Below are 23,006 nucleotides of genomic sequence, written 5' to 3' on the forward strand. Positions count from 1 at the left end.
CCCGGCCCGGTCGTCCCACGGGTTAGCCTCACGGGGTGAGCACGCCGTCCGCCACCTCCCCCGCACGACACCAGCTCCTGGCGCTGGCCGGTGCCGGCTTTCCCGGGCCCTGGCAGCACGAGCGGGGCGGCTTCACCGGGGAGGCACGCCCCGCCGCCGTACTGATCCTGTTCGGCGTGCTCGACGGGCTCCCCTCCGACCACCACGCCCAGGCGGAGGCGGTCCGCGACGACCTCGACGTCCTGCTGCTGGCCCGCGCGGCGACGCTGCGGTCCCACGCCGGCCAGGTGGCGTTCCCCGGCGGACGCGCCGAGGACGGCGAGACCATGGTGGACGCCGCGCTGCGCGAGGCCGAGGAGGAGACCGGGCTCGACCCGTCCGGCGTCGAGGTGCTCGGCGCGTTCGACCCGCTGCCGATGCCCGTGTCGAACCACGTGGTCACGCCGGTGCTGGGCTGGTGGGCGAAGCCGACACCCGTGGGGGTCGTGGACGAGGCGGAGTCGTCGCACGTCTTCCGGGCTCCGGTCGCGGACCTGCTGGACCCGGCGGCGCGGGTCACGGTGGTGGTCCGGCACGCGGGCCGCATCTACCGGGGCCCGGGCTTCCAGGTGGCCGACGGGGCCACGACGCACCTGGTGTGGGGCTTCACGGGCGGCGTCCTGGACGAGCTGTTCGACGCCCTGGGCTGGACCGAGGAGTGGGACCGCACCCGTGAGCTGGAGCTGGCGCGCCCGTGACCCGTCGGTGCGCGACACCGGCCGCCGACGCGGCCGGTCCGTGATGGAATGACCTCCAGACCGATCTGCCGATCACTCACCCGATCGCTCACGGAGCGATCGACCGCCCGCCGGACACCGCCCCGAGGAGACACGTGGTCGCCGCCGATCTTGACGTCACCGTCGACCTGGCCCGCGCGCTCCTCGCAGAGCAGCACCCCGACCTCGCGGCCCTCGGGCTGGAGGTCGTCGCGCACGGCTGGGACAACGTCATGCTGCGGCTCGGTCCGCTGCCCGACGGCGGTCACCTGGCACTCCGGCTCCCCCGGCGCGAGGCCGCCGCCCACCTCGTCGAGCACGAGCAGGCCGCGCTCCCCCGCCTCGCGCCCGCGCTCGGCCCGACCGGGATCACGTTCCCCCTCCCGGTGCGCACCGGGAGGCCGAGCGAACGTCTCGGGTTCCCGTGGTCGTGGAACGTCGTGCGGTGGGTCGACGGCGTGACCGCCTCCCGCACCCCTGTCGCCGGCCGCACCGCGTGGGCCGGGGACCTCGCGAGCTTCCTCGTCGCGCTGCACCTCCCGGCGCACGACGCCCCGGCGAACCCGGTCCGCGGGACCCCCCTGGCCGCACGGCCCGACGCCCAGCACCCGGACGCGTTCGCCGCCCGCCTGGAGCGGGTCCCGGTCGCGCTGCGCGACGCCGCGACCCGCATCTGGCACGACGGCCTCGACGCCCCCGCCCACGCGGGGCCGCCGGTGTGGCTGCACGGCGACACGCACCCGGCGAACCTGGTGGTCCGCCAGTCCGTGGACGGCGCCCAGGTGCTCGCCGCCGTCGTCGACTTCGGCGACGTGACGTCCGGCGACCCCGCGGGCGACCTCGGGACCGCCTGGCTCACCTTCGACGCCGAGGGGCACACCCGCTTCCGCGCCGTCGTCGACGCGGGCGCGCGGGACGGCCGCGGCTGGGACGAGGCGACCTGGACCCGTGCCCGTGCCTGGGCGCTGCTGTACGCGACCAACATGCTGGCGCACCCCGACGAGCACCCCCAGATGGTCCCGATCGGGGAGCACGGGCTGCGCCGGCTGCTGGTCGACGGCGCCTGACCGCGCCAGGGAACGGCGGCGACGGTCCCACGACGTCCGCCGGCCGCACGCCGGCGGCCAGCGAGATGGTCGGTCCGTCCGCGAGTGATCGGCAGATTGAACTGCCGGTCACTCACGGACGGACCGACCGCACACCCGAACGGCCGGTGCGGGCGTGCCGTCGTCCGGGGGTGGTCACGGCGCGGCTCGGCGCAGCAGTGCCGGGTCCGCGCCGCGCGACTCCAGGAGCGTGCGGACCGCCGTCTCCGCGTAGGTGTACGACGACTCGTCCTCGGTGAGCAGCGAACGGTCGTTCGCGGCGCTGAGCAGCGCGTTCACCTCGAACGCCACCTGCCGCGGGTCGGTGCCGGAGGCGAGCTCCCCGGCGCCGGCCGCGAGCTCGACCTGGTGCGCGAGGTATCCCTCCCAGTCGGCCTGCGCCGCGACGACGGCGTCCCGGACCGGGCCCGGCCGCATCTCGTACTCGACCTCGACGGTGCGGAAGAAGCACCCGCCCCGGAACACCCGGCGCCGTGAGTAGTCGATCCAGCAGAGCACCAGCGCCCAGACCCGCGCGAGCCCGCGCTCCGCGTCCCTCGCCGGGACGATGACCGCGTCGGTGTAGACCTCCCGCGCCCGCGCCACGACGGCGAGCTGCAACCCTTCCTTCGAGCCGAACAGCCCGGCGATCCCGCTCTTGTTCACGGGCGCCGACGCCGCCAGCCCGCCGAGCGACAGCGTGTCCAGCCCGCGCACGGAGGCGTCCTGCACGGCCTGGTCGAGCACGGCACGGCGGGTGCGGTCGCCGCGGGCGCGGCGCAGGTCGGCGGTCATGGTTATCAGTGTACGACCGTTCGCACATGTTGTACGGTTGAGAAACAATCCGATCGATCGTTCAGATACTTGGCTCAGCCACTCCGGGAGGACCCCGTGCCCACCTTGCGACCCCTCGCCCACCTGCCCGCGCCGCTCGCCACCAGGATCGCCGCCTGGGCCGCCTTCCGGCTCGGGCCGCGCGCCACCGTGCGGCCGCACGAGCGCGAGGTCCATCAGGCGTCCCGCCGGAGCACGCTCAGCCATGCCACGAGCTCGGCCCGGCCGGTGGACGTCGTCGTGCACACGTGGGGCGACCCCGGCGCTCCGGCCGTGCTGCTGGTGCACGGCTGGCAGTCCCGCGCCTCGTTCTTCGCACCCTTGGTCGCCGACCTCGTGGCCGCCGGCCGGCGCGTGGTCGGGTACGACGCCCCGGGACACGGCGACTCCGGCGGCACACGGCGCACCCTCGCCGACGACGTCGCGATCATCCACCGGCTGTCCGGCGCGGAGGCCGGCGGCTGGGACGGCGTCGTCGCGCACTCGGCCGGCGTGCTCGCCGCCGGGGTCGCGCTCGCCGACGGCGCGCCCGCGCACCGCCTCGCGGGCCTGTCCGGCATCTCGTCGATCACCGCGATCACCGACGGGTTCTTCGCGCTCACCGGCACACCACCGGCGCTGCGCCGGCGGTACGACGACGTCGTCCGCCGCCGCTTCCCCGACGAGCCCGACCTCTACGAGCGCTACGACCTCACCCGCCGCCCGGTTCCCGCCGCGATCCCGGCGCTGTTCGTGCACGACGCCGCCGACCGGCACGTGCCGCACCGCCAGTCCGAGCTGCTCCTGAGCGCGCACGCCGGCTCGGCCGAGCTCGTGACGACCACGGGGCTCGGCCACAACCGGGTGGTGCGGGACCAGGAGGTACGCCACCGGACTGTCGCGCACATCACCGCCATGAAGCCCAGTAACCTTCCCTGACCTGCACTTTTCTTCTACACTGCTGTCGCGTTCGTCCGGCTTGCTGGATTTCTTCCAGTGCCCGGCCGTCCGGCGTCCGCGACCGACGGGTGAGGGGAAGCATGTCAGCCGAGTACGTCAGCGACGGCTTCATGGTGGCCGTGGTCCTCGCGGTCCTCGGCGGGGTCTGGTTCGCCTGGTCGCAGCGTCATGTCCGGGGCCTGTGGATGCTGCTGCCGATCGTCGGCACCGTGAGCGCGGTGGTGATCGCGGTCAGCGGCGTGATCGACGTCGTCGGCACGTGGGGCTCCGGCAGCGCGGTCGACGGGAGCGTCGTCGGCCTGTACGTCGTCGCGCTCGCGCTGCAAGGACTGATCACCCGGGTGATCACCGGGTTCCTCTCGTCGCGCGGCCGCACGAACCTCGTCCCCACGACCGTCGCCCTCTCCCTCATCCTGCACCTGGTGGTGCTCGCCGAGCTGTTCCGGGCGAGCGACCTCTACCTCGTCGCGCTGGTCTGCCTGGCTGCGACCCTGCTGGCCTGGCCGCTCGCGGGGCTCGTGCGCCTGATGACGGCGAGCGGGGCCGCCCCGGTCCACGCGACGACCGGCATCCTCATGGGCACGGTCCTCCTCGGCGCGGCGGCCCCGGCGCTGCTGTGACGTGCCCGTCTACCAACCCTGGCCGCCCGGGGGCAGCACCGTCCGGCCGATCGGGCCCGGGTTCCAGGCGACCTCCCAGTGGTAGCCGTCCGGGTCGGTGAAATAGCCCGTGCAGCCGCCCCACTCCCGGTCCTGGGGCGCATGCGGGATGCTCGCGCCGGCCGCCGAGGCCGTAGCGAGGACCGTGTCCACGTCCCCGCGAGCCGGGACGTTGTGGGCGAGCGTGACCGGCGCGACGCCCGGGCCCTGCTGCACGGCACCGACCTCCTGCTCGAACTGGTCACGCGCCCAGAGCGAGAGCATGAGGTGCTCACCGGTCCGGATCATGAGGACGCCGCCGGGCTCCTCGAGCTCGGGCGTCCAGCCCAGGCCGTCGACGTAGAACGCGCGCGAGACGGCGACGTCCCGCACGGCGAGCGTGATGAAGCTGATGCGCTGGTCCATACGCCGACCCTGCCACTGGTGTCTGACATCGGTAGGTGGCACCGGCGGCCCGTCACCCCTGGGTGTCCAGCGTCCGCCTCTGGGGGTAGACCGTCTCGCCGCGCGCCAGCATCGCGACGAACTTCGTGACGTTGCGGGTGTGCGCCTCCGGCGTCTTGAGGTTGGCCAGACGGACCAGGATCGCGTAGCGGTTCTGGCTGCTGAGGATCTCGAACATCGCGGCCGCACGCGGACTCTCCGCGAGCGCCGCGGCGAGCTCGTCGGGGACCTGGATGCTCTTCGGGCCCTCGTAGGCGGCGTCCCAGCGGCCGTCGGCCTTCGCCTCCTCGACCTCGTTGGTGCCGCGCGGCCGCATGCGCCCCTCGGCGTCGAGCCGGGCCACGATCCCGACGTTGCGCACCGACCACAGGCTGCGCGCCCGCCGCGGGCAGAACCGTCGTCGCGTCGTCACGTCGTCGCGGCGGCGGCTCTGCCCGTCGATCCACCCGCTGCACAGCGCCTCCTCGAGCGCGGCCTCGTGGTTGAGGGTGGTGGGCGCGTCCTTGCCCTTCTTCGCCAGGATCAGCCACACGCCGTCGGACGTGGACTCGTTCTCGTCGAGCCACGCCCGCCAGGCCGCGGCATCGGCGACGGTCAGCTCAGGATCGTCGATCATGCGGGCACCGTACGCCGGGACACCGACAGTCCCGCGAGCGCACGGCCCCGGCCGGTCGCCGTGGTCGACGCGGCCGGCGCCGCCGGCCGCCGCGAGCCGTCAGCCGTCGTGCTCCGTCATGAAGGCGAGGATCTCCTCGTCCACCGCCTCCGCCTGCTCGAACGGGAGGGAGTGGGTGGCTCCGGGCCACAGGCGCACCTCGGACTCGCGCAGGTGCTCCTGCGCGAACCGGACGGCCGCCTCCGGGTCGCTGTGCACCTGGCCGTCGCCGGCCATCGCCGCGTAGACGGGGACCGGCAGCGCCCGGAGCTGCTCCGCGGTGAAGGTGGACGGCGTCGGGCGCCGGGAGGCGTAGTGCTCGGTGCCCGCGGCGATCATCCTGGTCATCGGGTCGTCCTGGTCGATCTCCTGGACCCCGCCGATGTCCGCCAGCGCCGCGTCGCGCCAGCTCTGGGGCAGGAAGGTGATCGCGCTCGGGATCGAGCGCACCACGATCTGCCAGGAGAAGCCGCCGAAGGTCTGGACCGGGTCGAGCAGGCTGAGCGAGGCGACGCGTGCGGGGTGGTGCACGGCGTAGTTCATGGCCGACCATCCGCCGAACGAGTGCCCCACCACGTGCGCCCGGTCGACGCCGAGCGCGGCGAGCGTCTGGTCCACCCACTCGGCCTGGGCGGCGGCGCCGTCCAGCGGGACGGACTGGGTGCTCATCCCCGCGTCGCCCAGGGCGTCGAGGGCGTACACCGGGCGCTCGGCCATCAGGTCCGGGAGGTTCGTCTCCCACATCGGTGCGCCCGAGCCCCAGCCAGGCAGCAGCACCACGGGAGTCCTGCCCGCCCGGGCCGCGCGGTCGTCGCCCGACCCGGTGAACAGGTAGGCACGCACCGTCCCGTAGCCCGTGTCCACGTCGTCGGTGCGCGCGGGCTCCGGCAGCGTCGCCATCACCTCCTCGTACGCGGTCGTGTACGCGGCCCGCCCGTCCGCGCTGCGCCACGCACCGATCGCCGGACCGCCCGGCGCGGCCAGCAGCACCACGTTGACCAGGAGCGAGACTGCGAGGACGGCTCGCACGGCGATCCTGCGCCGGCGCGACACCGGCGCGCCCGGCGCGTGCTTCCCGAGCTGCTCGCCCGTCGGACTCTCGTTCTGCTCGACCATGACAATACACTTGCACCGCAAAAGCGGCGGCGCAAGCACCGCCGTGAAAGGATCGCCCCGTGCCCCGGATCGTCGACCACGCGGAACGTCGTCGCGAGATCGTCGTCGCCGTCTGGGCGCTCGTCGCGCGGCGCGGGTTCGAGGGCGTCACCCTGCGGGCCGTCGCCGCCGAGGCCGGGATCTCGGTCGGGCGCGTGCAGCACTACTACTCCTCGCGCGCCGAGCTCGTGCGCGACGGCTGCCGCCACATGCTCGACGAGGGACGCTCCCGGTTCGCCGCCCGGATCGAGCCGCTGCCGCCCCTCGAACGCCTTCGCGCCCTGGTGCACCGCGCCGTCCCCACCACGCCGGAGTGGGCGCTGGGCACCATCGTGTGGCAGGCGTACCAGGCCAAGAGCGTCGACGACGCCGAGATCGCCGCCATGGTCGGCCACGCGCACACCGACGCGGTCCGCCAGGCCGCCGGATTCATCGACGACGCCCGCCGCGACGGCACCCTGGCCGACGGCGAGCAGCCCGCCGGCCTGGCCCTCCGCCTCCTCGCGACGTCGGAGGGCTATGCCGCGCGCGTCGTCGTCGGCAGCCTCGCCGCCGACGCCGCCCTGCGCTCCCTGGACCGCGACATCGACACGCTCCGCCGCTGACCAGGGCTGCCGGGGGGCTATCCCGACCTCCTACGCTGGCGCCATGGTCGAGGACAGGAAGGCGAGCAGGCTCGAGCTGCTGATCGGGTGGATGCGGCGGTGGGGGCGCTTCGCCCGCGTCGCGCGCGCCGCCACACGGAATCCGCTGGGGCGCCGGGCCGGCGTCGTCCTGCTGCTGCCGCTGGCGCTGCTGGTGCTCGTGGTGGTGGCGATCGTGCGGGTCCTGGCCGGCTGAGGCCGCCCGGCCGCCGGCGTCGGGCCCGTTCGTGACGGAGAAGTATCTTGACATCAAGATACATGCGGTATGCTCGCAGGAGCAGCCCGGCCTAGGCTGGGCGGAGCCCCCAAGACTGCCGTCGGGCCGGCGCGTACGCGCAACCGGGTACCCGGCGGCCCGCAAGCCCCGCGAAGGAGCCGTAGTGAGCAGCGTGGACACGTTCGGATCGAAGGGAACGCTGGAGGTGGGCGAGAACGCCTACGAGATCTTCCGGCTGTCGGCGGTGGAGGGTGTCGAGCGTCTGCCGTACGCGCTCAAGATCCTCGCCGAGAACCTCCTGCGCACCGAGGACGGTGCCAACATCACGGCGGACCACGTGCGCGCGCTCGCGTCGTGGGACCCCGACGCCCAGCCGGACACGGAGATCCAGTTCACGCCGGCGCGCGTGATCATGCAGGACTTCACCGGCGTGCCGTGCGTGGTCGACCTGGCCACCATGCGCGAGGCCGTCGCCGACCTCGGCGGCGACGCCACGCGGATCAACCCGCTGTCGCCGGCCGAGATGGTCATCGACCACTCGGTGCAGATCGACGTCGCGGGCACCACGGACGCGTTCGCGCGCAACGTGGAGATCGAGTACGAGCGCAACCACGAGCGCTACCAGTTCCTGCGCTGGGGCCAGACGGCGTTCGACGACTTCAAGGTCGTCCCGCCGGGCACCGGCATCGTGCACCAGGTGAACATCGAGTACCTGGCGCGCACGGTGATGACGCGCGAGGTGGACGGCGTGCTGCGGGCCTACCCGGACACCTGCGTCGGCACCGACTCCCACACCACGATGGTCAACGGCCTGGGTGTGCTCGGCTGGGGTGTCGGCGGCATCGAGGCCGAGGCGGCGATGCTCGGCCAGCCGGTGTCGATGCTCATCCCGCGCGTGGTCGGCTTCAAGCTGAGCGGCTCCATCCCGGCCGCCGTGACCGCGACCGACGTCGTGCTCACCATCACGCAGATGCTCCGCGAGCACGGCGTGGTCGGCAAGTTCGTCGAGTTCTACGGCGAGGGCGTGGCCCAGGTGCCGCTCGCGAACCGCGCCACCATCGGCAACATGTCGCCGGAGTTCGGCTCCACGGCCGCGATCTTCCCGATCGACGGCGTCACCGTCGACTACCTCCGCCTGACCGGCCGCTCCGAGGAGCAGCTCGCGCTCGTCGAGGCGTACGCCAAGGAGCAGGGCCTGTGGCTCGACCCCGAGGCCGACGAGGCGCAGTACTCCGAGTACCTCGAGCTGGACCTGTCCACGGTCGTCCCGTCGATCGCCGGGCCGAAGCGTCCCCAGGACCGTATCGAGCTGTCGCACGCGAAGGCCGCGTTCACGCGCGACCTGCCGAACTACGCACCCGGGGTCACGGACCGCGTCGACGAGGCCGAGAAGGAGTCGTTCCCCGCGTCCGACTCGCCGGCCATCACGCCCAACGGCCGCAAGCACGTGCACGTCACGGACAGCGCGGGCAAGGAGTTCGAGCTGTTCCACGGCGCCGTCGCGATCGCCTCGATCACGTCGTGCACCAACACCTCGAACCCGTCGGTCATGCTCGCCGCGGCGCTGCTGGCGAAGAACGCGGTCGAGAAGGGCCTCCTGTCCAAGCCGTGGGTCAAGACCTCCATGGCACCGGGCTCGCAGGTCGTGACCAACTACTACGAGAAGGCCGGTCTCTGGCCGTACCTCGAGAAGCTGGGCTTCCACCTGGTGGGCTACGGCTGCACCACCTGCATCGGCAACTCCGGCCCGCTCGACGAGAAGGTCTCGGAGGCCGTCAACGAGCACGACCTGTCCGTCGTCTCGGTGCTGTCCGGCAACCGCAACTTCGAGGGCCGCATCAACCCGGACGTCAAGATGAACTACCTGGCGTCCCCGCCGCTGGTCATCGCGTACGCGCTGGCCGGCACCATGGAGTTCGACTTCGAGCACGACCCGCTGGGCCGCGACGAGGCCGGCAAGCCGGTGTTCCTCAGGGACATCTGGCCGGCGCCGGACGAGGTGCAGGCCACGATCGAGTCCTCGATCGACCGCAAGATGTTCGAGTCGGACTACGCCGACGTGTTCGCCGGCGACGACCGCTGGCGTGCGCTGGACACCCCCGAGGGCGACACGTTCGCCTGGGACCCGGAGTCCACCTACGTGCGCAAGCCGTCCTACTTCGACGGCATGGGCATGGAGCCGGCCCCGGTCGAGGACATCACGGGCGCGCGGGTCCTGGCGAAGCTGGGCGACTCCGTCACCACGGACCACATCTCCCCGGCCGGGGCGATCAAGCCGGACTCCCCCGCGGGCGTGTACCTCGCCGAGCACGGCGTGAGCCGCCGCGACTTCAACTCCTACGGCTCGCGCCGAGGCAACCACGAGGTCATGGTCCGGGGCACGTTCGCGAACATCCGCCTGCGCAACCAGCTCCTGGCCGCGGAGAACGACGGCGCCGGCGTCGAGGGCGGCTTCACGTACAACTTCGTGAAGAACGCCCCGGACACCATCTACGACGCCGCGCAGGACTACGCCGCGGCCGGCACCCCGCTCGTGGTGCTCGGCGGCAAGGAGTACGGCTCCGGGTCCTCGCGCGACTGGGCCGCCAAGGGCACGAAGCTGCTCGGCGTGAAGGCCGTCATCACCGAGAGCTTCGAGCGCATCCACCGCTCGAACCTCATCGGCATGGGCGTGCTGCCGCTGCAGTTCCCCGACGGGGAGTCCGCCGCGTCGCTGGGCCTGGACGGGACCGAGACATATGACATCTCGGGCATCACGGCGCTGAACGACGGCGCGACGCCGTCCACGGTGGCCGTCAGGGCGACGAAGGCCGACGGCACGACCGTCGAGTTCGACGCCGTCGTGCGCATCGACACCCCGGGCGAGGCGGACTACTTCCGCAACGGCGGCATCCTGCAGTACGTGCTCCGGGAACTTGTCGGTAGTTGAGCTGATCGGCTCGGATACGAGACGACCTGGTGGCTGACACGCCGACACCGGGTCTCGCGCCAGAGTCTCACACAAGCGCCCCGTCAGACTTCGGTCTGGCGGGGCGCCGGCGCTGTGTGGCCCCGAGTCCGTCATGCGTTGTTCGGGGCGGGAACCTGACCCATCCGGCTACTTCGCTACTGCGCTACTTCGTCTCGTTGGGGTGCGCAGTGTGGACCTGCTCCAGGTAGACGGTCCTGCCATCGACGTAGAACCACACCCGTGCAGTGCCCCGTGCTGTGGGTTTGTGCTGCCACCGCTCGAAGGTACGGCCGCTCCGGGTGATCGTGCCCAGGGCTCCCTCGAGCCGGTAGTTGGTCGAGGTCGGCGTCAGAGGCGTGCGGGTGAGGAAGTCCACGTCTCGCTCATGGGATTCCTGATCGTCGCCACGAGGTCGCGCCAGCCCTTCTCGGACTGCTTCGAGGCGAACTTCAGTACGTACTCCGACTTCTTCGCCGGCCGCGGGACGAGGGTCTCTCTGGGCACAGGTCAGGGACGCTCAACGATCGCACTGGCGTCATCGTTCTCGTCGAGCCACTCAACCGGCTGAGCGCCCAGACCTGCGGCGATTGCCGTGGCCGTCTCGCGCCAGCTGGTGAGTTTGGCGATCGCCAGGTGCGGCTGATGTGTCGAGAAGGACGCCCGCGCGGCGTCGATGAGGTCCCGAGCACACGCTTCCCGGTCCTGAACGCTCAGCGCATACATCCATGGGTATCGACTTGCCATGCGCTCGCTCAGCGGGCCGTCCTCGAGCGTCACCGTGATGAGCGCGGCGGCGATGTGCAGGAGTTCCGCCCGAGCATCGGCTTCGCGCTGGGACATGAGCACCAGGGACTCGCCGTCGCGGCGGGTCACCGTGACAGGGTGGTCCTCCGCCTCGGCGAAGACTTCAGCCGAGTGCTTGCTCAGGTCCGAGGAACGCCTGGTGGGCACTGGAAAGTCAGCCGCGAGTGTCATGGCCCGACCATATTCGGATCGTGTTCGGAAGTCCAGCAGATCGGCAGCACGGTCCTTCGTGTGCTTGCGTGAAGGGCTCCGGCGTCGGCGAGTTTCACGTGTCGCCGCCACACTCATCTATGGGAGTCCCGTGCCGCGTTCCCGCAGGACACACCCCCACGGGGAAGGCACCGGGGCCGTCGTCGTCCACCTGGCCACCTGTCCGAGACGGACGCGCACGCACCGCTGCCCGACCGGTGCCGCGTCGCGCTCGCCGACGGCGAGCCCGGCCGCCGCCTGGCGTCGGTCCCGCTCACGCCGCCTGGCGTCCCGCTCGCGCCGCCTGGCGTCAGTCCCGCTCCAGCACCGCCACCGCCTCCACGTGATGCGTGTGTGGGAACAGGTCGAACGCGCGCAGGGTCGTCAGGTGGTAGCCCGCCTGGGCGAAGTAGCCGACGTCACGGGCGAGCGCCGCGGGGTCGCAGGCCACGTACACGACGCGCGCCGGGGCCCGGTCGACGATCGCGGCCACGACGTCGCGCTTCGCGCCGGCGCGCGGCGGATCGAGGACGACGACGTCGGCCCGGGCGGGGACCGCGTCCTCGTCGTCCCCCGTCAGCACCCCGGCCACGTCCCCGGTGACCAGGCGCACCTGGTTCAGCTCGTGGGCGTTGCGGCGCGCGTCCCGGACCGCGCCGTCGTCACCCTCGACCGCGACGACCGTGCCGCTCTCCCCCACCGCGGCGGCCAGCGGGAGCGTGAACAGGCCGGCGCCGGAGTACAGGTCGAGCACGGTCGCCCCGGCGACGTCGCCGACGGCGTCGAGCACCGCCTGCGAGAGCATCCCCGGCGCGGCGCGGTGCACCTGCCAGAACCCGTCGGCACCCACCCGGTACGAGAACGTCCTGTCCTCCTGACCGCCCGGCAGCCGGACGGTCACGGCCTCCTTGACGGCCCGGCGCGCGTTCGCCCGCGAGTCGACCCGCCCGCGGTGCCACGGCTCGCCGTCGACCAGCACGAGCGGCTCCCCGCCACCCGCGCCACCGCCTGCCGGCGCCCCGGCCGGCGCCACGAGCTCCACCCGCGTGCCCGGCGGCCAGCGCCGCTCGAACAGCCCTTCGGCGGTCGCGAGCGCCGCGACCTCGGCGGTCGCGAGCGGCATGCCTGCGGGCAGCGGGTCGAGCGCGACGACGTCGTGGGAGCGGAAGCGGTGCATGCCGAGGCGGCCGTCGTCGTCGGCCACGAGGTCGATCCGGGTGCGGTAGCCGAGCCCGCCCGCGGCGTCGTCGCCGGGTACCGGCTCGACGGTGAGGCCGTCGAGCAGCGGGCCGTCGTACCGGGCGATGCGACGGAGCTGGTCGGCGAGGACGCCGGCCTTCCACGCACGCTGCACGGGGAGCGCGACCTGCGAGAGCTCGCCGCCGCCGACGCCTCCCGGGCCGGCGGCCGGCCAGGCGGGCTCCACCCGGTCGGGCGAGGCGTCGAGGATCTCGACGGCGTCGGCCCGCCAGAAACGTGACCCGGTGCTCGTGACCCGCGCGCGCACGCGCTCGCCCGGCAGGGTGTGCCGCACGAACACGACGCGGCCCTCGTGGCGGGCCACGCAGTGCCCGCCGTGCGCGACGGAGCCGATCTCCAGCTCGAGCATCTCTCCGACGCCGGGCACGTCGCTGACGCGGGGCTCGCGGCGCGGCGGCCTCCCGGGACGGGAGCCGAGGCGGGGGCGGGAAGGTCGGGTGGTCATGGCAGCTGCCTCCTACGGTGGGTGTCGACACCCTCGAGTCCGGTCACTCCGGCCGACGAGGCGAGCTGCCACGGCACGGACGCCACGACGACGCCCGGGGTGAACAGCAGCCGCCCCTTGAGGCGCAGCGCCGACTGGTTGTGCAGGAGCTGTTCCCACCAGCGGCCCACGACGTACTCCGGGATGTACACGACGACGAGGTCGCGCGGGGACTCCCGGCGCACGGATCGTACGTACTTCAGGACGGGCCTCGTGATCTCGCGGAAGGGCGAGTCGAGGATGCGGAGCGGGACGGGCAGGTCGAGCGCCTCCCACTCGCGGGTGAGCCCAGGGAGGTTCTCGCGGTCCACCCCGACGGTGACGGCCTCCAGTGTATGCGGCCGCGACGCCCGCGCGTAGGCCACGGCGCGCAGGGTTGGCTTGTGCACCTTGGACACGAGCACGATGGCGTGCACGCGGCTGGGCAGGGCGCGCACGTCCTCCTCCCGGGCGGTGGTGAGCGCGAGCTCCTCGCTGACGCGGTCGTAGTGCTTGCGGATGCCTCGCATGATGGCGAACAGGCCGACGATGGCCAGGATCGTGATCCACGCGCCGTGCGTGAACTTCGTGACGAGCACGATGACCAGGACGGCGGAGGTGGCGACGAGGCCGATGGCGTTGATCACCCGCGAGCGCCGCATGCGGGTGCGGGCGTCGGCCCGGACCTCGGTGCGCAGCTCGCGCGACCAGTGCCGCACCATGCCGAGCTGGGAGAGCGTGAACGAGACGAACACACCGACGATGTAGAGCTGGATCAGGGCGGTGACGTGCCCCTCGAACGCGACGACGAGGACGACGGCGGCGGCGCCCAGGGTGAGGATGCCGTTGGAGAACGCGAGCCGGTCACCGCGGGTGTGCAGCTGGCGGGGCAGGTAGCCGTCCCGGCCGAGGATCGAGCCGAGCCCCGGGAAGCCGTTGAACGCGGTGTTCGCGGCGAGCAGCAGGACCAGCCCGGTCACGGCGACCACGAAGTAGAACACGAACGGGACGCCGGAGAACACGGCCTCGGCGAGCTGGCTGATGACCGGGTGCTGGTTGTAGTTGGCGGGCAGCGGCTCGCCGTCGAGCGTGAGCTGGGTGTGCGGGTCCTCGGCGTACCGCACGCCGGTGGCCTGGGCGAGGACGACGAGCATCATCAGGGTGGCGGCGGAGATCACGCCGAGCATCGCGAGGGTGTTGGCCGCGTTGCGCCCCTTGGGCTTGCGGAAGGCGGGCACGCCGTTGCTGATCGCCTCGACGCCGGTGAGGGCGACGGCGCCGGAGGCGAACGCGCGCGCCACGAGGAAGGCGCCCGCGAGGCCGACGAGCCCCTGGTCCATCTGGGCGGCGGGCACGATCTCGAACTCGGCGCTCTCGGCCGCCGGGAGGCTGCCGGTGTAGTACCGGATCGTCCCGACGACGGCCATCGCGCCCATGATGCCCATGAAGCAGTACGTCGGGACGGCCAGCACCCGGCCCGACTCGCGGACCCCGCGCAGGTTCATCAGCGTGAGGAACACGACGATGCCCACGGCGACCAGGACCTCGTACCCGCGCAGCGCGGGCAGCGCGCTGGCCGCGTACTGGGCGCCGGAGGACACCGACACCGCGACGGTGAGCACGTAGTCCACGAGCAGCGCGGAGGCCACGCCCAGGCCCGCCGTCGGCCCCAGGTTCTTGGTGACGATCTCGTAGTCGCCACCGCCGGAGGGGTAGGCGCGCACGTTCTGCCGGTACGAGGCGACGACGACGAGCAGCATCAGGCCGACGGCTGCGCCCACCCACGGCGAGATCGCGGTGGCGGTGAGGCCAGCGACGGCGAGCATGAGCAGGATCTCGTCCGGCGCGTACGCCATCGAGCTGAGCGCGTCCGACGCGAACACCGGCAGGGCCACCCGCTTGGGCAGCAGGGTGCGCCGGAGGCTGTCGCTCCGCATGGGGCGACCGACCAGCAAGCGCTTGGTCGCATCGATAATGTCTGACACGTTGGACGATGCTATGCCCAAAGCGGGGTAGTGGCGCCGTCAGGCGTGCGGCGAGCGGATATCCACCGATCGGCGGACCGACGTGACCGGCCGTGCCTGCCCCCGCGGCGCCCCGCAGCGGGTAGCGTTCCCTTCGTGCACTTCGTGATCATGGGTTGCGGCCGGGTCGGGGCCACGCTCGCGCAGAACATCTCCGAGCGCGGGCACTCGGTGGCCGTCGTCGACCAGAACACCGACGCGTTCCGCCGTCTGCCCTCGGACTTCGCGGGCAAGAAGGTGACGGGCGTCGGTTTCGACCGGGACACGCTGGTCCAGGCCGGCATCGAGGAGGCGTTCGGGTTCGCCGCCGTCTCCGACGGCGACAACTCCAACATCCTGTCCGCGCGGGTCGTGCGCGAGACGTACGGCGTGGACAACGTCGTCGCCCGCATCTACGACCCGCAGCGCGCGGAGATCTACCAGCGCCTCGGCATCCCCACGGTCGCCACCGTGCGCTGGACAGCCGACCAGGTGCTGCGCCGCATCCTGCCGCTCGGCTCCACGGACGAGTTCCGCGACCCGTCCGGCAAGGTGCGGATCGCGCAGATGGACTACCACGCCGGCTGGATCGGCACACCGCTGCGCCACGTCGAGCGCGCCACGGGCGCGCGCGTCGCGTTCGTCTCCCGCTTCGCGGAGGGCATCCTCCCGGACGACCGCACGGTGCTCCAGGAGAACGACCTGCTGCACCTCATCATGCGGTCCGACGCCGCGGACGACGTCGAACGCGTGCTCACCACCGCACCGAGCGAGGAGGACGAGTGATGCGGGTCGTCATCGCCGGCGCCGGGTCCGTGGGGCGGTCGATCGCCCGGGAGCTGCTGAGCCACGACCACGAGGTCCTGCTCGTGGACCGCAACCCGCTGGCCATGCGCGTCGCGCAGGTTCCCGAGGCCGACTGGCTGCTCGCCGACGCCTGCGAGCTGTCCAGCCTCAACGACGCGGACGTCGAGACCGCCGACGTCGTCGTCGGTGCCACCGGTGACGACAAGGTCAACCTCGTGTTCTCGCTGCTGTGCAAGACGGAGTTCGGCGTGCCCCGCACGGTCGCCCGCGTGAACAACCCGAAGAACGAGTGGATGTTCGACGAGTCCTGGGGCGTGGACGTGGCCGTGTCGACGCCGCGCATCATGACCGCGATGGTCGAGGAGGCCGTCGCGGTGGGCGACCTCGTACCGATCTTCAGCTTCCACCAGTCCGCCTCGGACATCCTGGAGCTCACGCTGCCGGACGACTCACCGCTGATCGGTACCCGCGTCGGTCAGATCGAGTGGCCCGAGGACACGGCGCTGGCCACGATCGTGCGCGACGGGCGGCCCGTCGTGCCCAGCGACGACGACGCGCTCGAGGGGCACGACGAGCTGCTGATCGTCACGGGTGCCGGCGTCGACCGGGCTCGGCTGCAGCGCCTCCTGACAGGACAGGCCTGATCACGATCCAGCACCCGAACAGCACGAGCGCGAACAGCGGCACGCCCAGCACCAGGTGGAACGTGCCGAGCCAGCCGACGGTCCCGGCGAGGTAGAGCGGCGTCTTCACCGCGAGCCGCAGGGCGAACATCGCGACCCAGAGCCAGGTCGCGATGGTGTAGGCGCGCACCTTCGCCGGGTCCTGACGCCAGACGGTCAGCGCGGCGAAGGGGCTGGGCTCGTCGTCGGCCCGGTCCCGGCCGGAGGGCTCACCGGGCGCGGCGTCCGAGGACGGCGCCTGGTCCGCCTCCGCGTTCTTGCGCACCTGGTCCGGGGTGAGCCCCGAGGCCAGCGCCTCCACGAACAGCCCGATCGCCGGCCAGCGCACGAGGATCGAGACGAGCATCGCCACCAGGTAGGCGGCATTGGTCCACAGCGCCCAGACGAACACGTTCTCGGCGTCGCCGGTGCGCCACGCCCACACGGCGCCGATCACGACGCCGACCAGCCCGCCCAGCGCCGTCGTCAGCGGGGTGCGCTGCACGAGCCGCACCACGGTCGCCGCGACCGCGACGGCGAGGGACGCGACCAGCGGGACCAGGAGGTCCTGCAGGATCACGAACAGCACGACGAACACCACACCCGGCGCGACGGACTCGGCCATGCCCCGCACACCGCCCACCGCGGCCAGCGGGGAGAACTGGTCCCCGGTCACCGCGGCGAGACCACGGCCCCCGGGGGCGGGAGCGGGCTGGTCGCGCTCGGCGGCGAGGTCAGGATCGGTGCGGTGCGTCATGGGAACAGTCTGCCGTGCCGGCGGGCACCCGGACCACCGACGCGGCCCGACGACGCGAGAGAGGTCAACGGGGAGCGCCCGTCAGTCGCCCGGGCGGGGACGGAGCTCGTAGCGGGGGTTGAAGATCGTGCGGTGGCCGTGCACGTCGGACACCATGCCCTCGACACGGAGGCGGCGGCCCGGCTCGATGCCCGGGATCGAGCGGCGGCCGAGCCAGACCAGGTCGAGGATGCCCGACCCGTCGTACAGCTCGGCCTCGACCGTGGGCACGCCCTCCCGCGGCCGCAGCACCACGGAGCGCAGGATGCCGGTGACGCTGCCGCGGCGGCGCGCCTCCAGGCAGTCCACGGCCGTGCAGCCGGCGTCGCGCGCCGCGACCGCCCGTTCCCGGACCGCCTCGTGCTCGTCGTTGGAGGCCAGCACCCCGCGGACCGCCGATCGCAGACCCATGCTCGCCTCGCTCAGCCGATCTGGGTGATCTCGGGGCCGCGGCGCAGAGGGTTGAAGTCGGCGGCGTCGGGCCGGGTGCCCGCGGGCGCGGTCGGCACGCCGTCGGCCGGGGCCCCGGCCCCGGCCTCCGTGGTGGCGGCGCTCTTCTGGCGCGGCAGGGTCAGCGTGAGCAGGTCCCGCGGCGGACGCGGGCTGTCGTCGCGCACGACGACGACGTTGGCGAACACCGACTCCAGCGGCTTGGCCGCCTCCTTGTCGAGCGCCGCCTTCCCGGCGATCACGCCGCGCACGAACCAGCGCGGCCCGTCGACGCCGATGAACCGCGCGGGGCGGGTGCGCGGCGACCCGTCGGGCGCGGTCGCCGGCATGTGCACCAGCAGCTCGCGGCCGAACACGCCCGGCACGTCGTCGACCGATCCGCCCTGCCGGGCGACCGAGTCGGCGATCTCCGTGCGGATCTCGTCCCAGATGCCCGCGGACTTCGGGGCGGCGAAGGCCTGCAGCTGCAGGCTGGAGCCACCGAGCGCGGCGGTCACGCCGGTGACCCGCTGCGTCTTCTTCTCGATCTCCATGCGCAGCTCGAGCCCGGGCAGCACCGGCAGCCAGATCGCGCCGAGATCGACCCGGGGACCGGGCTTGTCGACGTCCTGACGGTCGAACGGACCGTGCGCCGGGCCCGACTGCACCGCATCGGCCGCTGCCTGCGGCTCGGGTTCGGGCGTCGTCGCCTTGGCTCCACGTCGGAACAGACCCACTTGGCCACCATCTCCTCTCGGGTGGGCGCCTGCTGCGCACCCAGCGATCTACTTTAGTCCCGCTTGCTGAACGCCGGGGCAACGCCCCCGCGACAGGTCACGCTCCCCGGCGATCCGGGCCCGCGGGCCCCACCGGCCGCCCCGGCGGGCCACCCCCGGGCGGCCTGCCGGGCGGCCCCGTCAGGCGCCCGACGCGGCCCAGCCTCCGCTGGACCCGAAGCCGCCTGCGCCGCGCGCGCTGCCGGGCAGGGTCTGCGCGGGCAGGAAGCGGGCGCGCTCGACCTTCTGGATCACGAGCTGCGCCACACGGTCGCCGCGCGCCAGCCGCACGGCCTCGTGCGGGTCCGCGTTCAGCAGCGTCACCTTGATCTCGCCGCGGTAGCCGGCGTCGACCGTGCCGGGCGCGTTGACGATCGTCACGCCGTGCCTGGCCGCCAGGCCGGACCGCGGGTGCACGAACGCGGCGTACCCGTCGGGCAGCGCGATGGCGACCCCGGTCGGGACCATCGCCCGGCCTCCGGGCGGCAGCTCGACGTCCTGCGTGGTCACGAGGTCCGCGCCGGCGTCGCCCGGGTGGGCGTAGCCGGGGACGGGCACCGCGTCGTCGAGCAGCTGGATGAGCACGTCCACGGTGCTCCCGTGGTTGGAGGGGGCCGGGCTGGTGGAAGGACCAGCGGCGTCGTCGTGAGGCACGCTGCGAGGGTACGGGATGATGTCCCCCATGACCTCCCGCACGACCCCCGAGTTCCACGAGCGCCTGCTGCCCGGACCGGGGGGCTGGCTCGGCACCGCCGGGCTCGGCGTGATCGGCGGGATCGTGGTGTGGCCGCTCGATCCCCCGCTGGGCGTCGCGACGGGAATCCTGGTGTGCGTCCTGGCGGCAGTGGCGCTGGCGACGACGTCGCCCGTGGTGCGGGTGAGCGCGGGCGTGCTCCAGGCAGGCCGGGCGGGCGTGCCGCTGTCGCTGCTCGGCGAGGCGACGCCGCTCGATGCCGACGCGATGCGCTGGGAGCTCGGCCCGGGCCTCGACGCGCGGGCCTACGTCTGCCTCCGCGCCTGGGCGCGCACGGGCGTGCGGGTCTCCCTGGAGGACCCGGACGACCCGGTCCCCTACTGGCTCGTCTCGACCCGGGACCCCCGGGCCCTGGTCGCGGCCCTGGCCAAGGAAGCCTCCAGCGGGGCATGAGCGCGGCTCCGGTACGACAAAGGCTGCCACGTCCGACGTGACAGCCTGGTGTCGAAACTCCTCGCGAGGGTTGCTCGCGTCGCGCGCTGGGTCAGGCAGCGGCGCACTCCGTGCAGATGGGCTGACCGGCGTGCTCGCCGGCAAGCTGGCTGCGGTGGTGCACGAGGAAGCAGCTCGAGCAGGTGAACTCGTCCGCCTGGCGCGGCAGCACTCGGACGGCGAGCTCCTCGTTGGAGAGGTCCGCGCCCGGAAGCTCGAACCCTTCCGCTGCTTCGGTCTCGTCCTCGTCCACGACGCCGGAGGACTTGTCCTGGCGTCGAGCCTGCAGCTCCTGGATCGAGTCCTGCTCGACGTCCTCGTCGTTCTTGCGAGGGGCGTCGTAGTCAGTTGCCATGTGCGTCTCCGTGGATGGTCTGTCGATGGGTGCACGCTGATAATGCGTGGCACCCTGGATTTGTTCCCGAACGGGCGAACGGATTCTGCACCAGATTTTCGCGCCGCGCGACATGTATCGGTGTTAATCGCGTCACGTCTTGGCTGACCTGCCCCGACGGGCGGTCTGACCAGCCCGCCGACGTGCCGGGCTCCCCTTCGGTGAACGGGATTCGACCAGAAGCGTTTCACAACGTGACACAGTTGCGGCGCGATCCGTACCACCGCGCGGATCGCGAGCGGGGCGGCGCACCCGCGGCCGGGCCGCCCGGGGCCGGCCATACCCTTTCAAGAAACCCTTTTCGGTGCTCGCCGGGCTCCTCGCCCCGCCCTGGTCCCCGGTTCAGCCCTCGTCCGCGTTCGCGGCCTCGAGGATCTTCGCGAGCGGCGCGACGAACTCCTCGGCACCCGCCACGACCATGTCCCCGGTCGCCGCGCGACCCCGCAGGCCCGTCAGGACGGCACCCGCCTCGGTCGCCACGAGGGCGCCCGCCGCCATGTCCCACGGGTTCAGCCCGCGCTCGTAGTACAGGTCCAGCGCCCCCTGCGCCAGCAGGCACAGGTCGATGGCGGCCGAGCCCAGCCGGCGGATGTCGCGCACCTGCGGCAGCACGTGGGTCAGCACGACCGCCTGGGACGCCCGGCGCTCGGCGTCGTACCCGAAACCGGTGCCGACCAGGCACTCCCCCAGCGACGCGGGGCGCGACACCCGCAGGGGCGCGCCGTCGCGCGTGGCGCCCTCGCCGAGCCCGGCGGACCAGGTGACGTTCTCGGGCACGGAGTGCACGGCGCCGGCGAGGATCGTCCACTCCGCCGGGTCGGGCGGCCCGGCGACGACGGCGACCGACACGGCCCACCCCGCCATCCCGTACAGGTAGTTGACGGTGCCGTCGATCGGGTCGACGACCCAGGTGAGCCCACTCGTCCCGGCCACGTCGTCGCCCTCCTCGCCGAGGATGGCGTCGTCGGGACGCTCGGCGGCCAGGATGCTGCGCAGCAGCTCCTCCGACGCGCGGTCCATCTCGGTGACCGGGTCGGTGCCGGTCGACTTGGTGGCGGCGACCTCGACCGTCGCCGGCCGGCCGTCGCGCACGAGCGTTCCGGCGGTGATCGCGAGGCGCTCGGCGAGAGCGCGCAGGCCCGCGATCTCGATGTCGGGGGGAAGTGGGGTTTCGCTCACGATCGCCATCTTGCCGGAAATGCCGTTCCCACGAATTTCGCTGTTCATCCGGCAAAACCTGGTTCATCGTGATAAAGCATGTACTGAGACCTCTCCGTGCGGGAATGGCTGCGGCCTGCTCCGAGAACCCGGCGACCCGGTCGGTGGGGCCCCGCGGCTACGGGAAGCTCGGCGCGCCTCTTGGTCGAATCCGGTCGATGGTGGCAGTCTCGCAGGTGCACGCGGATCTTGCGGAGGTAGAACGATGGACGAGCTCGAGCTCGTACGGCTGCACGAGGACGGTGACCGCCTGGTCGTCACCGGCCCCGACGGCGCCGAGCACACGCTGCCCATCACGGACGCCCTGCGTGCCGCCGTGCGCGGCGACCGCTCGCGGCCGGAGTACCGGAGCGTCGACGAGGAGCTCGCCATGCGCCCGAAGGACATCCAGGCACGGCTGCGCGCCGGCGCCACGGCCGACGAGCTCGCCACCGAGTCCGGCATGCCGCTCGAGCAGATCCGCAGGTTCGAGTACCCGGTGGCCTCGGAGCGCGAGCACGCCGTCGGGAAGGTCCGCTCGAAGGCCGTGATGGCCGACGACGGCGGCACGGCGACCATCGGGGACCTCGCCGACAAGCGCCTGCGCGAGCGCGCGAGCGACCCCGCGGGCGGCGACTGGACAGCGACCCGCGACGGCGTCGCGCCGTGGGTGGTCACGCTGCGGTTCGACGTCGAGGCCGGCGAGCGTGTGGCGCGCTGGTCCTTCGACCCGCGCGGCGGCGGGGTGACCGCGCTCGACGACGAGGCCCGCTGGCTCGCCCTCCCCGAGGACGACGGCACCCCTGTCTCCCGCACCGTGACGGCGCTGCCCCCCACGCGCGGGTTCGGCCGCGCGCCCGCGGTCGACGACCAGACCGACCTGCTGCTCGACGGCCTGTCCGAGCGCCGGGGCCAGCGCCCGCAGCGCAGCACCGAGCCCGTGGACCTCGACGCCGGGGAGCTCGACCTGGACGAGCTGTCGCCCCGGCGGCGCCGGCCCGACGGTCCTCCGCCGCCCGCGCCCGTGGAGCCGCCGGTGCCCGCGACGCCGCCCGCCGCCGAGGCACGGCCCGCCGGCCCGTCCGGGGACACACCGGCCGAGACCGACCCGGCCTCGGCTCCGGCCGCCGTCGTCGACCTCGGGACCCGGCGGGGCAAGGGCGGGGCGCCGCCCGAACCCGGCCAGCAGCCGCACGAGGAGCTCGGGTGGGACGGCCCGAGCCGGTGGGAGATCCCCGGCCCCGACGACGACGGCGAGCGCCGCCCCCGCACCGCCGCGCTGAAGACCGGCGGGCCGCTCACCGGCGCCATCCCCAAGGCGCTCGCACCCGCCTCCGCCAAGCCCGCCCGGGGTGAGGGAGGCGCCGAGCAGAGCACGGGGAGGGGCACCGGCGAGCCCGCGGGGGCCGGCACGCGCCAGGGCGCCTCGACCGGCACTCCGGACCCGCGAGACGCGCGCGAAGCCCGGCCGTCCGCGGACCAGGCGGGTGCCGACAAGGCGAAGCAGTCCGCGCGCCGCCGCTCGGCACGGCGGGGTCGCGCCCAGGTGCCGAGCTGGGACGAGATCGTCTTCGGCTCCCGCCCCGAGAGCTGACGCCGCTCTCCGCCGCGAGCCGACGCCGGCCCCCGGCGCCGCCGGGCTCGGTCCTGAGGTGTCGCCGGGCTCGGTCAACGACAGGGCACGGCCGCCGCCGGGCTCGGTC

General features: G+C 73.2%; 26 protein-coding genes. 11 read left to right on the forward strand and 15 right to left on the reverse strand.

Translation table 11 applies throughout. The features are described 5' to 3' along the window. Window positions 1-35 precede the first annotated feature (35 nt). Both ACYU96_RS12685 and ACYU96_RS12690 read left to right on the forward strand, forming a co-directional pair. Window positions 36-737, forward strand: coding sequence for an NUDIX hydrolase (locus tag ACYU96_RS12685; RefSeq protein ID WP_460753771.1), 702 nt, complete (start codon window positions 36-38; stop codon window positions 735-737). Window positions 738-871: 134 nt separating this feature from the next. Further along, a complete protein-coding gene (locus ACYU96_RS12690) occupies window positions 872-1,822 on the forward strand; it encodes an aminoglycoside phosphotransferase family protein (protein WP_460753773.1) in 951 nt (316 codons plus the stop codon). A gap of 174 nt (window positions 1,823-1,996) precedes the next feature. Here ACYU96_RS12690 and ACYU96_RS12695 read toward each other — a convergent pair whose 3' ends face one another. Then, window positions 1,997-2,635 (reverse strand): TetR/AcrR family transcriptional regulator, encoded by a 639-nt coding sequence (locus ACYU96_RS12695; protein ID WP_460753776.1) that lies wholly within the window; start codon window positions 2,633-2,635, stop codon window positions 1,997-1,999. Between the two features lie 96 nt (window positions 2,636-2,731). Between ACYU96_RS12695 and ACYU96_RS12700 the strand changes: the two genes are divergently transcribed. Both ACYU96_RS12700 and ACYU96_RS12705 read left to right on the forward strand, forming a co-directional pair. Then, entirely contained in the window at window positions 2,732-3,592 is an 861-nt protein-coding gene (locus ACYU96_RS12700; protein WP_460753779.1) for an alpha/beta hydrolase family protein, read from the forward strand. 101 nt (window positions 3,593-3,693) lie between these two features. Next, on the forward strand, window positions 3,694-4,233 hold the full coding sequence (locus tag ACYU96_RS12705; protein WP_460753782.1) for a hypothetical protein: 540 nt from the start codon (window positions 3,694-3,696) through the stop codon (window positions 4,231-4,233). Window positions 4,234-4,242: 9 nt separating this feature from the next. Here the strand turns inward: ACYU96_RS12705 and ACYU96_RS12710 are convergent, their stop codons facing one another. The 3 genes from ACYU96_RS12710 to ACYU96_RS12720 form a co-directional block, all read right to left on the reverse strand. Beyond that, window positions 4,243-4,677: a VOC family protein gene (locus tag ACYU96_RS12710; protein WP_460753784.1), complete on the reverse strand. Its 435-nt coding sequence runs from the start codon at window positions 4,675-4,677 to the stop codon at window positions 4,243-4,245. Window positions 4,678-4,729: 52 nt separating this feature from the next. Next, a complete protein-coding gene (locus ACYU96_RS12715; protein WP_460753787.1) occupies window positions 4,730-5,332 on the reverse strand; it encodes a YdeI/OmpD-associated family protein in 603 nt (200 codons plus the stop codon). Window positions 5,333-5,431: 99 nt separating this feature from the next. After that, window positions 5,432-6,487, reverse strand: a complete 1,056-nt coding sequence (locus tag ACYU96_RS12720; protein WP_460753790.1) for an alpha/beta fold hydrolase — start codon at window positions 6,485-6,487, stop codon at window positions 5,432-5,434. Window positions 6,488-6,546: 59 nt separating this feature from the next. Here ACYU96_RS12720 and ACYU96_RS12725 point away from each other — a divergent pair, with 59 nt between their 5' ends. From ACYU96_RS12725 to acnA, 3 genes are all read left to right on the forward strand, one after another. Beyond that, a complete protein-coding gene (locus tag ACYU96_RS12725; RefSeq protein WP_460753793.1) occupies window positions 6,547-7,131 on the forward strand; it encodes a TetR/AcrR family transcriptional regulator in 585 nt (194 codons plus the stop codon). Between the two features lie 43 nt (window positions 7,132-7,174). Further along, window positions 7,175-7,366 carry a hypothetical protein gene (locus ACYU96_RS12730; protein WP_460753796.1) on the forward strand — a complete coding sequence of 64 codons (192 nt, stop codon included), beginning with the start codon at window positions 7,175-7,177 and terminating at the stop codon, window positions 7,364-7,366. A gap of 184 nt (window positions 7,367-7,550) precedes the next feature. Further along, window positions 7,551-10,316: an aconitate hydratase AcnA gene (gene acnA / locus ACYU96_RS12735; RefSeq protein ID WP_460753798.1), complete on the forward strand. Its 2,766-nt coding sequence runs from the start codon at window positions 7,551-7,553 to the stop codon at window positions 10,314-10,316. Window positions 10,317-10,500: 184 nt separating this feature from the next. Here the strand turns inward: acnA and ACYU96_RS12740 are convergent, their stop codons facing one another. The 5 genes from ACYU96_RS12740 to ACYU96_RS12760 all read right to left on the reverse strand — a co-directional run bounded on the left by ACYU96_RS12740 (window position 10,501) and on the right by ACYU96_RS12760 (window position 15,038). Beyond that, entirely contained in the window at window positions 10,501-10,713 is a 213-nt protein-coding gene (locus ACYU96_RS12740; RefSeq protein ID WP_460753801.1) for a hypothetical protein, read from the reverse strand. Then, on the reverse strand, window positions 10,686-10,841 hold the full coding sequence (locus ACYU96_RS12745; protein ID WP_460753804.1) for a hypothetical protein: 156 nt from the start codon (window positions 10,839-10,841) through the stop codon (window positions 10,686-10,688). The genes ACYU96_RS12740 and ACYU96_RS12745 overlap by 28 nt, the downstream gene beginning before the upstream one ends. A 3-nt stretch (window positions 10,842-10,844) precedes the next feature. Beyond that, window positions 10,845-11,312, reverse strand: coding sequence for a prevent-host-death protein (locus ACYU96_RS12750; RefSeq protein WP_460753806.1), 468 nt, complete (start codon window positions 11,310-11,312; stop codon window positions 10,845-10,847). A 328-nt stretch (window positions 11,313-11,640) separates the two neighbouring features. Beyond that, a complete protein-coding gene (locus ACYU96_RS12755; RefSeq protein WP_460753809.1) occupies window positions 11,641-13,035 on the reverse strand; it encodes a class I SAM-dependent RNA methyltransferase in 1,395 nt (464 codons plus the stop codon). Further along, the gene (locus ACYU96_RS12760; protein WP_460753811.1) at window positions 13,032-15,038 is read right to left on the reverse strand and encodes an APC family permease; all 2,007 of its coding nucleotides are present in this window, start codon (window positions 15,036-15,038) and stop codon (window positions 13,032-13,034) included. Before ACYU96_RS12760 ends, ACYU96_RS12755 begins: the two co-directional genes overlap by 4 nt. Before the next feature lie 150 nt (window positions 15,039-15,188). Between ACYU96_RS12760 and ACYU96_RS12765 the strand changes: the two genes are divergently transcribed. Both ACYU96_RS12765 and ACYU96_RS12770 read left to right on the forward strand, forming a co-directional pair. Then, window positions 15,189-15,842: a potassium channel family protein gene (locus ACYU96_RS12765; protein WP_460754633.1), complete on the forward strand. Its 654-nt coding sequence runs from the start codon at window positions 15,189-15,191 to the stop codon at window positions 15,840-15,842. After that, complete coding sequence (locus tag ACYU96_RS12770; RefSeq protein ID WP_460753813.1) at window positions 15,842-16,507, forward strand: potassium channel family protein; 666 nt, start codon at window positions 15,842-15,844, stop codon at window positions 16,505-16,507. The genes ACYU96_RS12765 and ACYU96_RS12770 overlap by 1 nt, the downstream gene beginning before the upstream one ends. On the opposite strand, the gene ACYU96_RS12775 is transcribed toward ACYU96_RS12770, so the two are convergent. The 4 genes from ACYU96_RS12775 to dut form a co-directional block, all read right to left on the reverse strand. Then, window positions 16,449-17,282 carry a DUF3159 domain-containing protein gene (locus tag ACYU96_RS12775; RefSeq protein WP_460753816.1) on the reverse strand — a complete coding sequence of 278 codons (834 nt, stop codon included), beginning with the start codon at window positions 17,280-17,282 and terminating at the stop codon, window positions 16,449-16,451. The genes ACYU96_RS12770 and ACYU96_RS12775 overlap by 59 nt on opposite strands. 81 nt (window positions 17,283-17,363) lie before the next feature. Continuing rightward, entirely contained in the window at window positions 17,364-17,732 is a 369-nt protein-coding gene (locus ACYU96_RS12780) for an OB-fold nucleic acid binding domain-containing protein (RefSeq protein WP_460753819.1), read from the reverse strand. A gap of 11 nt (window positions 17,733-17,743) precedes the next feature. After that, the gene (locus ACYU96_RS12785; protein WP_460753822.1) at window positions 17,744-18,487 is read right to left on the reverse strand and encodes a DUF3710 domain-containing protein; all 744 of its coding nucleotides are present in this window, start codon (window positions 18,485-18,487) and stop codon (window positions 17,744-17,746) included. Window positions 18,488-18,667: 180 nt separating this feature from the next. Then, complete coding sequence (dut, locus tag ACYU96_RS12790; RefSeq protein WP_460753824.1) at window positions 18,668-19,210, reverse strand: dUTP diphosphatase; 543 nt, start codon at window positions 19,208-19,210, stop codon at window positions 18,668-18,670. Here dut and ACYU96_RS12795 point away from each other — a divergent pair. After that, the gene (locus tag ACYU96_RS12795) at window positions 19,209-19,673 is read left to right on the forward strand and encodes a DUF3093 domain-containing protein (protein WP_460753827.1); all 465 of its coding nucleotides are present in this window, start codon (window positions 19,209-19,211) and stop codon (window positions 19,671-19,673) included. The two genes, dut and ACYU96_RS12795, sit on opposite strands and share 2 nt — an antisense overlap. Before the next feature lie 91 nt (window positions 19,674-19,764). Here the strand turns inward: ACYU96_RS12795 and ACYU96_RS12800 are convergent, their stop codons facing one another. Together ACYU96_RS12800 and ACYU96_RS12805 are read right to left on the reverse strand one after the other, a co-directional pair. Continuing rightward, window positions 19,765-20,067 carry a DUF4193 domain-containing protein gene (locus ACYU96_RS12800; RefSeq protein WP_460753830.1) on the reverse strand — a complete coding sequence of 101 codons (303 nt, stop codon included), beginning with the start codon at window positions 20,065-20,067 and terminating at the stop codon, window positions 19,765-19,767. Between the two features lie 381 nt (window positions 20,068-20,448). Beyond that, window positions 20,449-21,294, reverse strand: a complete 846-nt coding sequence (locus ACYU96_RS12805; RefSeq protein WP_460754635.1) for an inositol monophosphatase family protein — start codon at window positions 21,292-21,294, stop codon at window positions 20,449-20,451. A 235-nt stretch (window positions 21,295-21,529) separates the two neighbouring features. Between ACYU96_RS12805 and sepH the strand changes: the two genes are divergently transcribed. Further along, the gene (gene sepH / locus ACYU96_RS12810; RefSeq protein ID WP_460753833.1) at window positions 21,530-22,897 is read left to right on the forward strand and encodes a septation protein SepH; all 1,368 of its coding nucleotides are present in this window, start codon (window positions 21,530-21,532) and stop codon (window positions 22,895-22,897) included. The last annotated feature ends 109 nt before the right edge of the window (window positions 22,898-23,006 follow it).

The organism is Myceligenerans cantabricum, assembly GCF_054777735.1.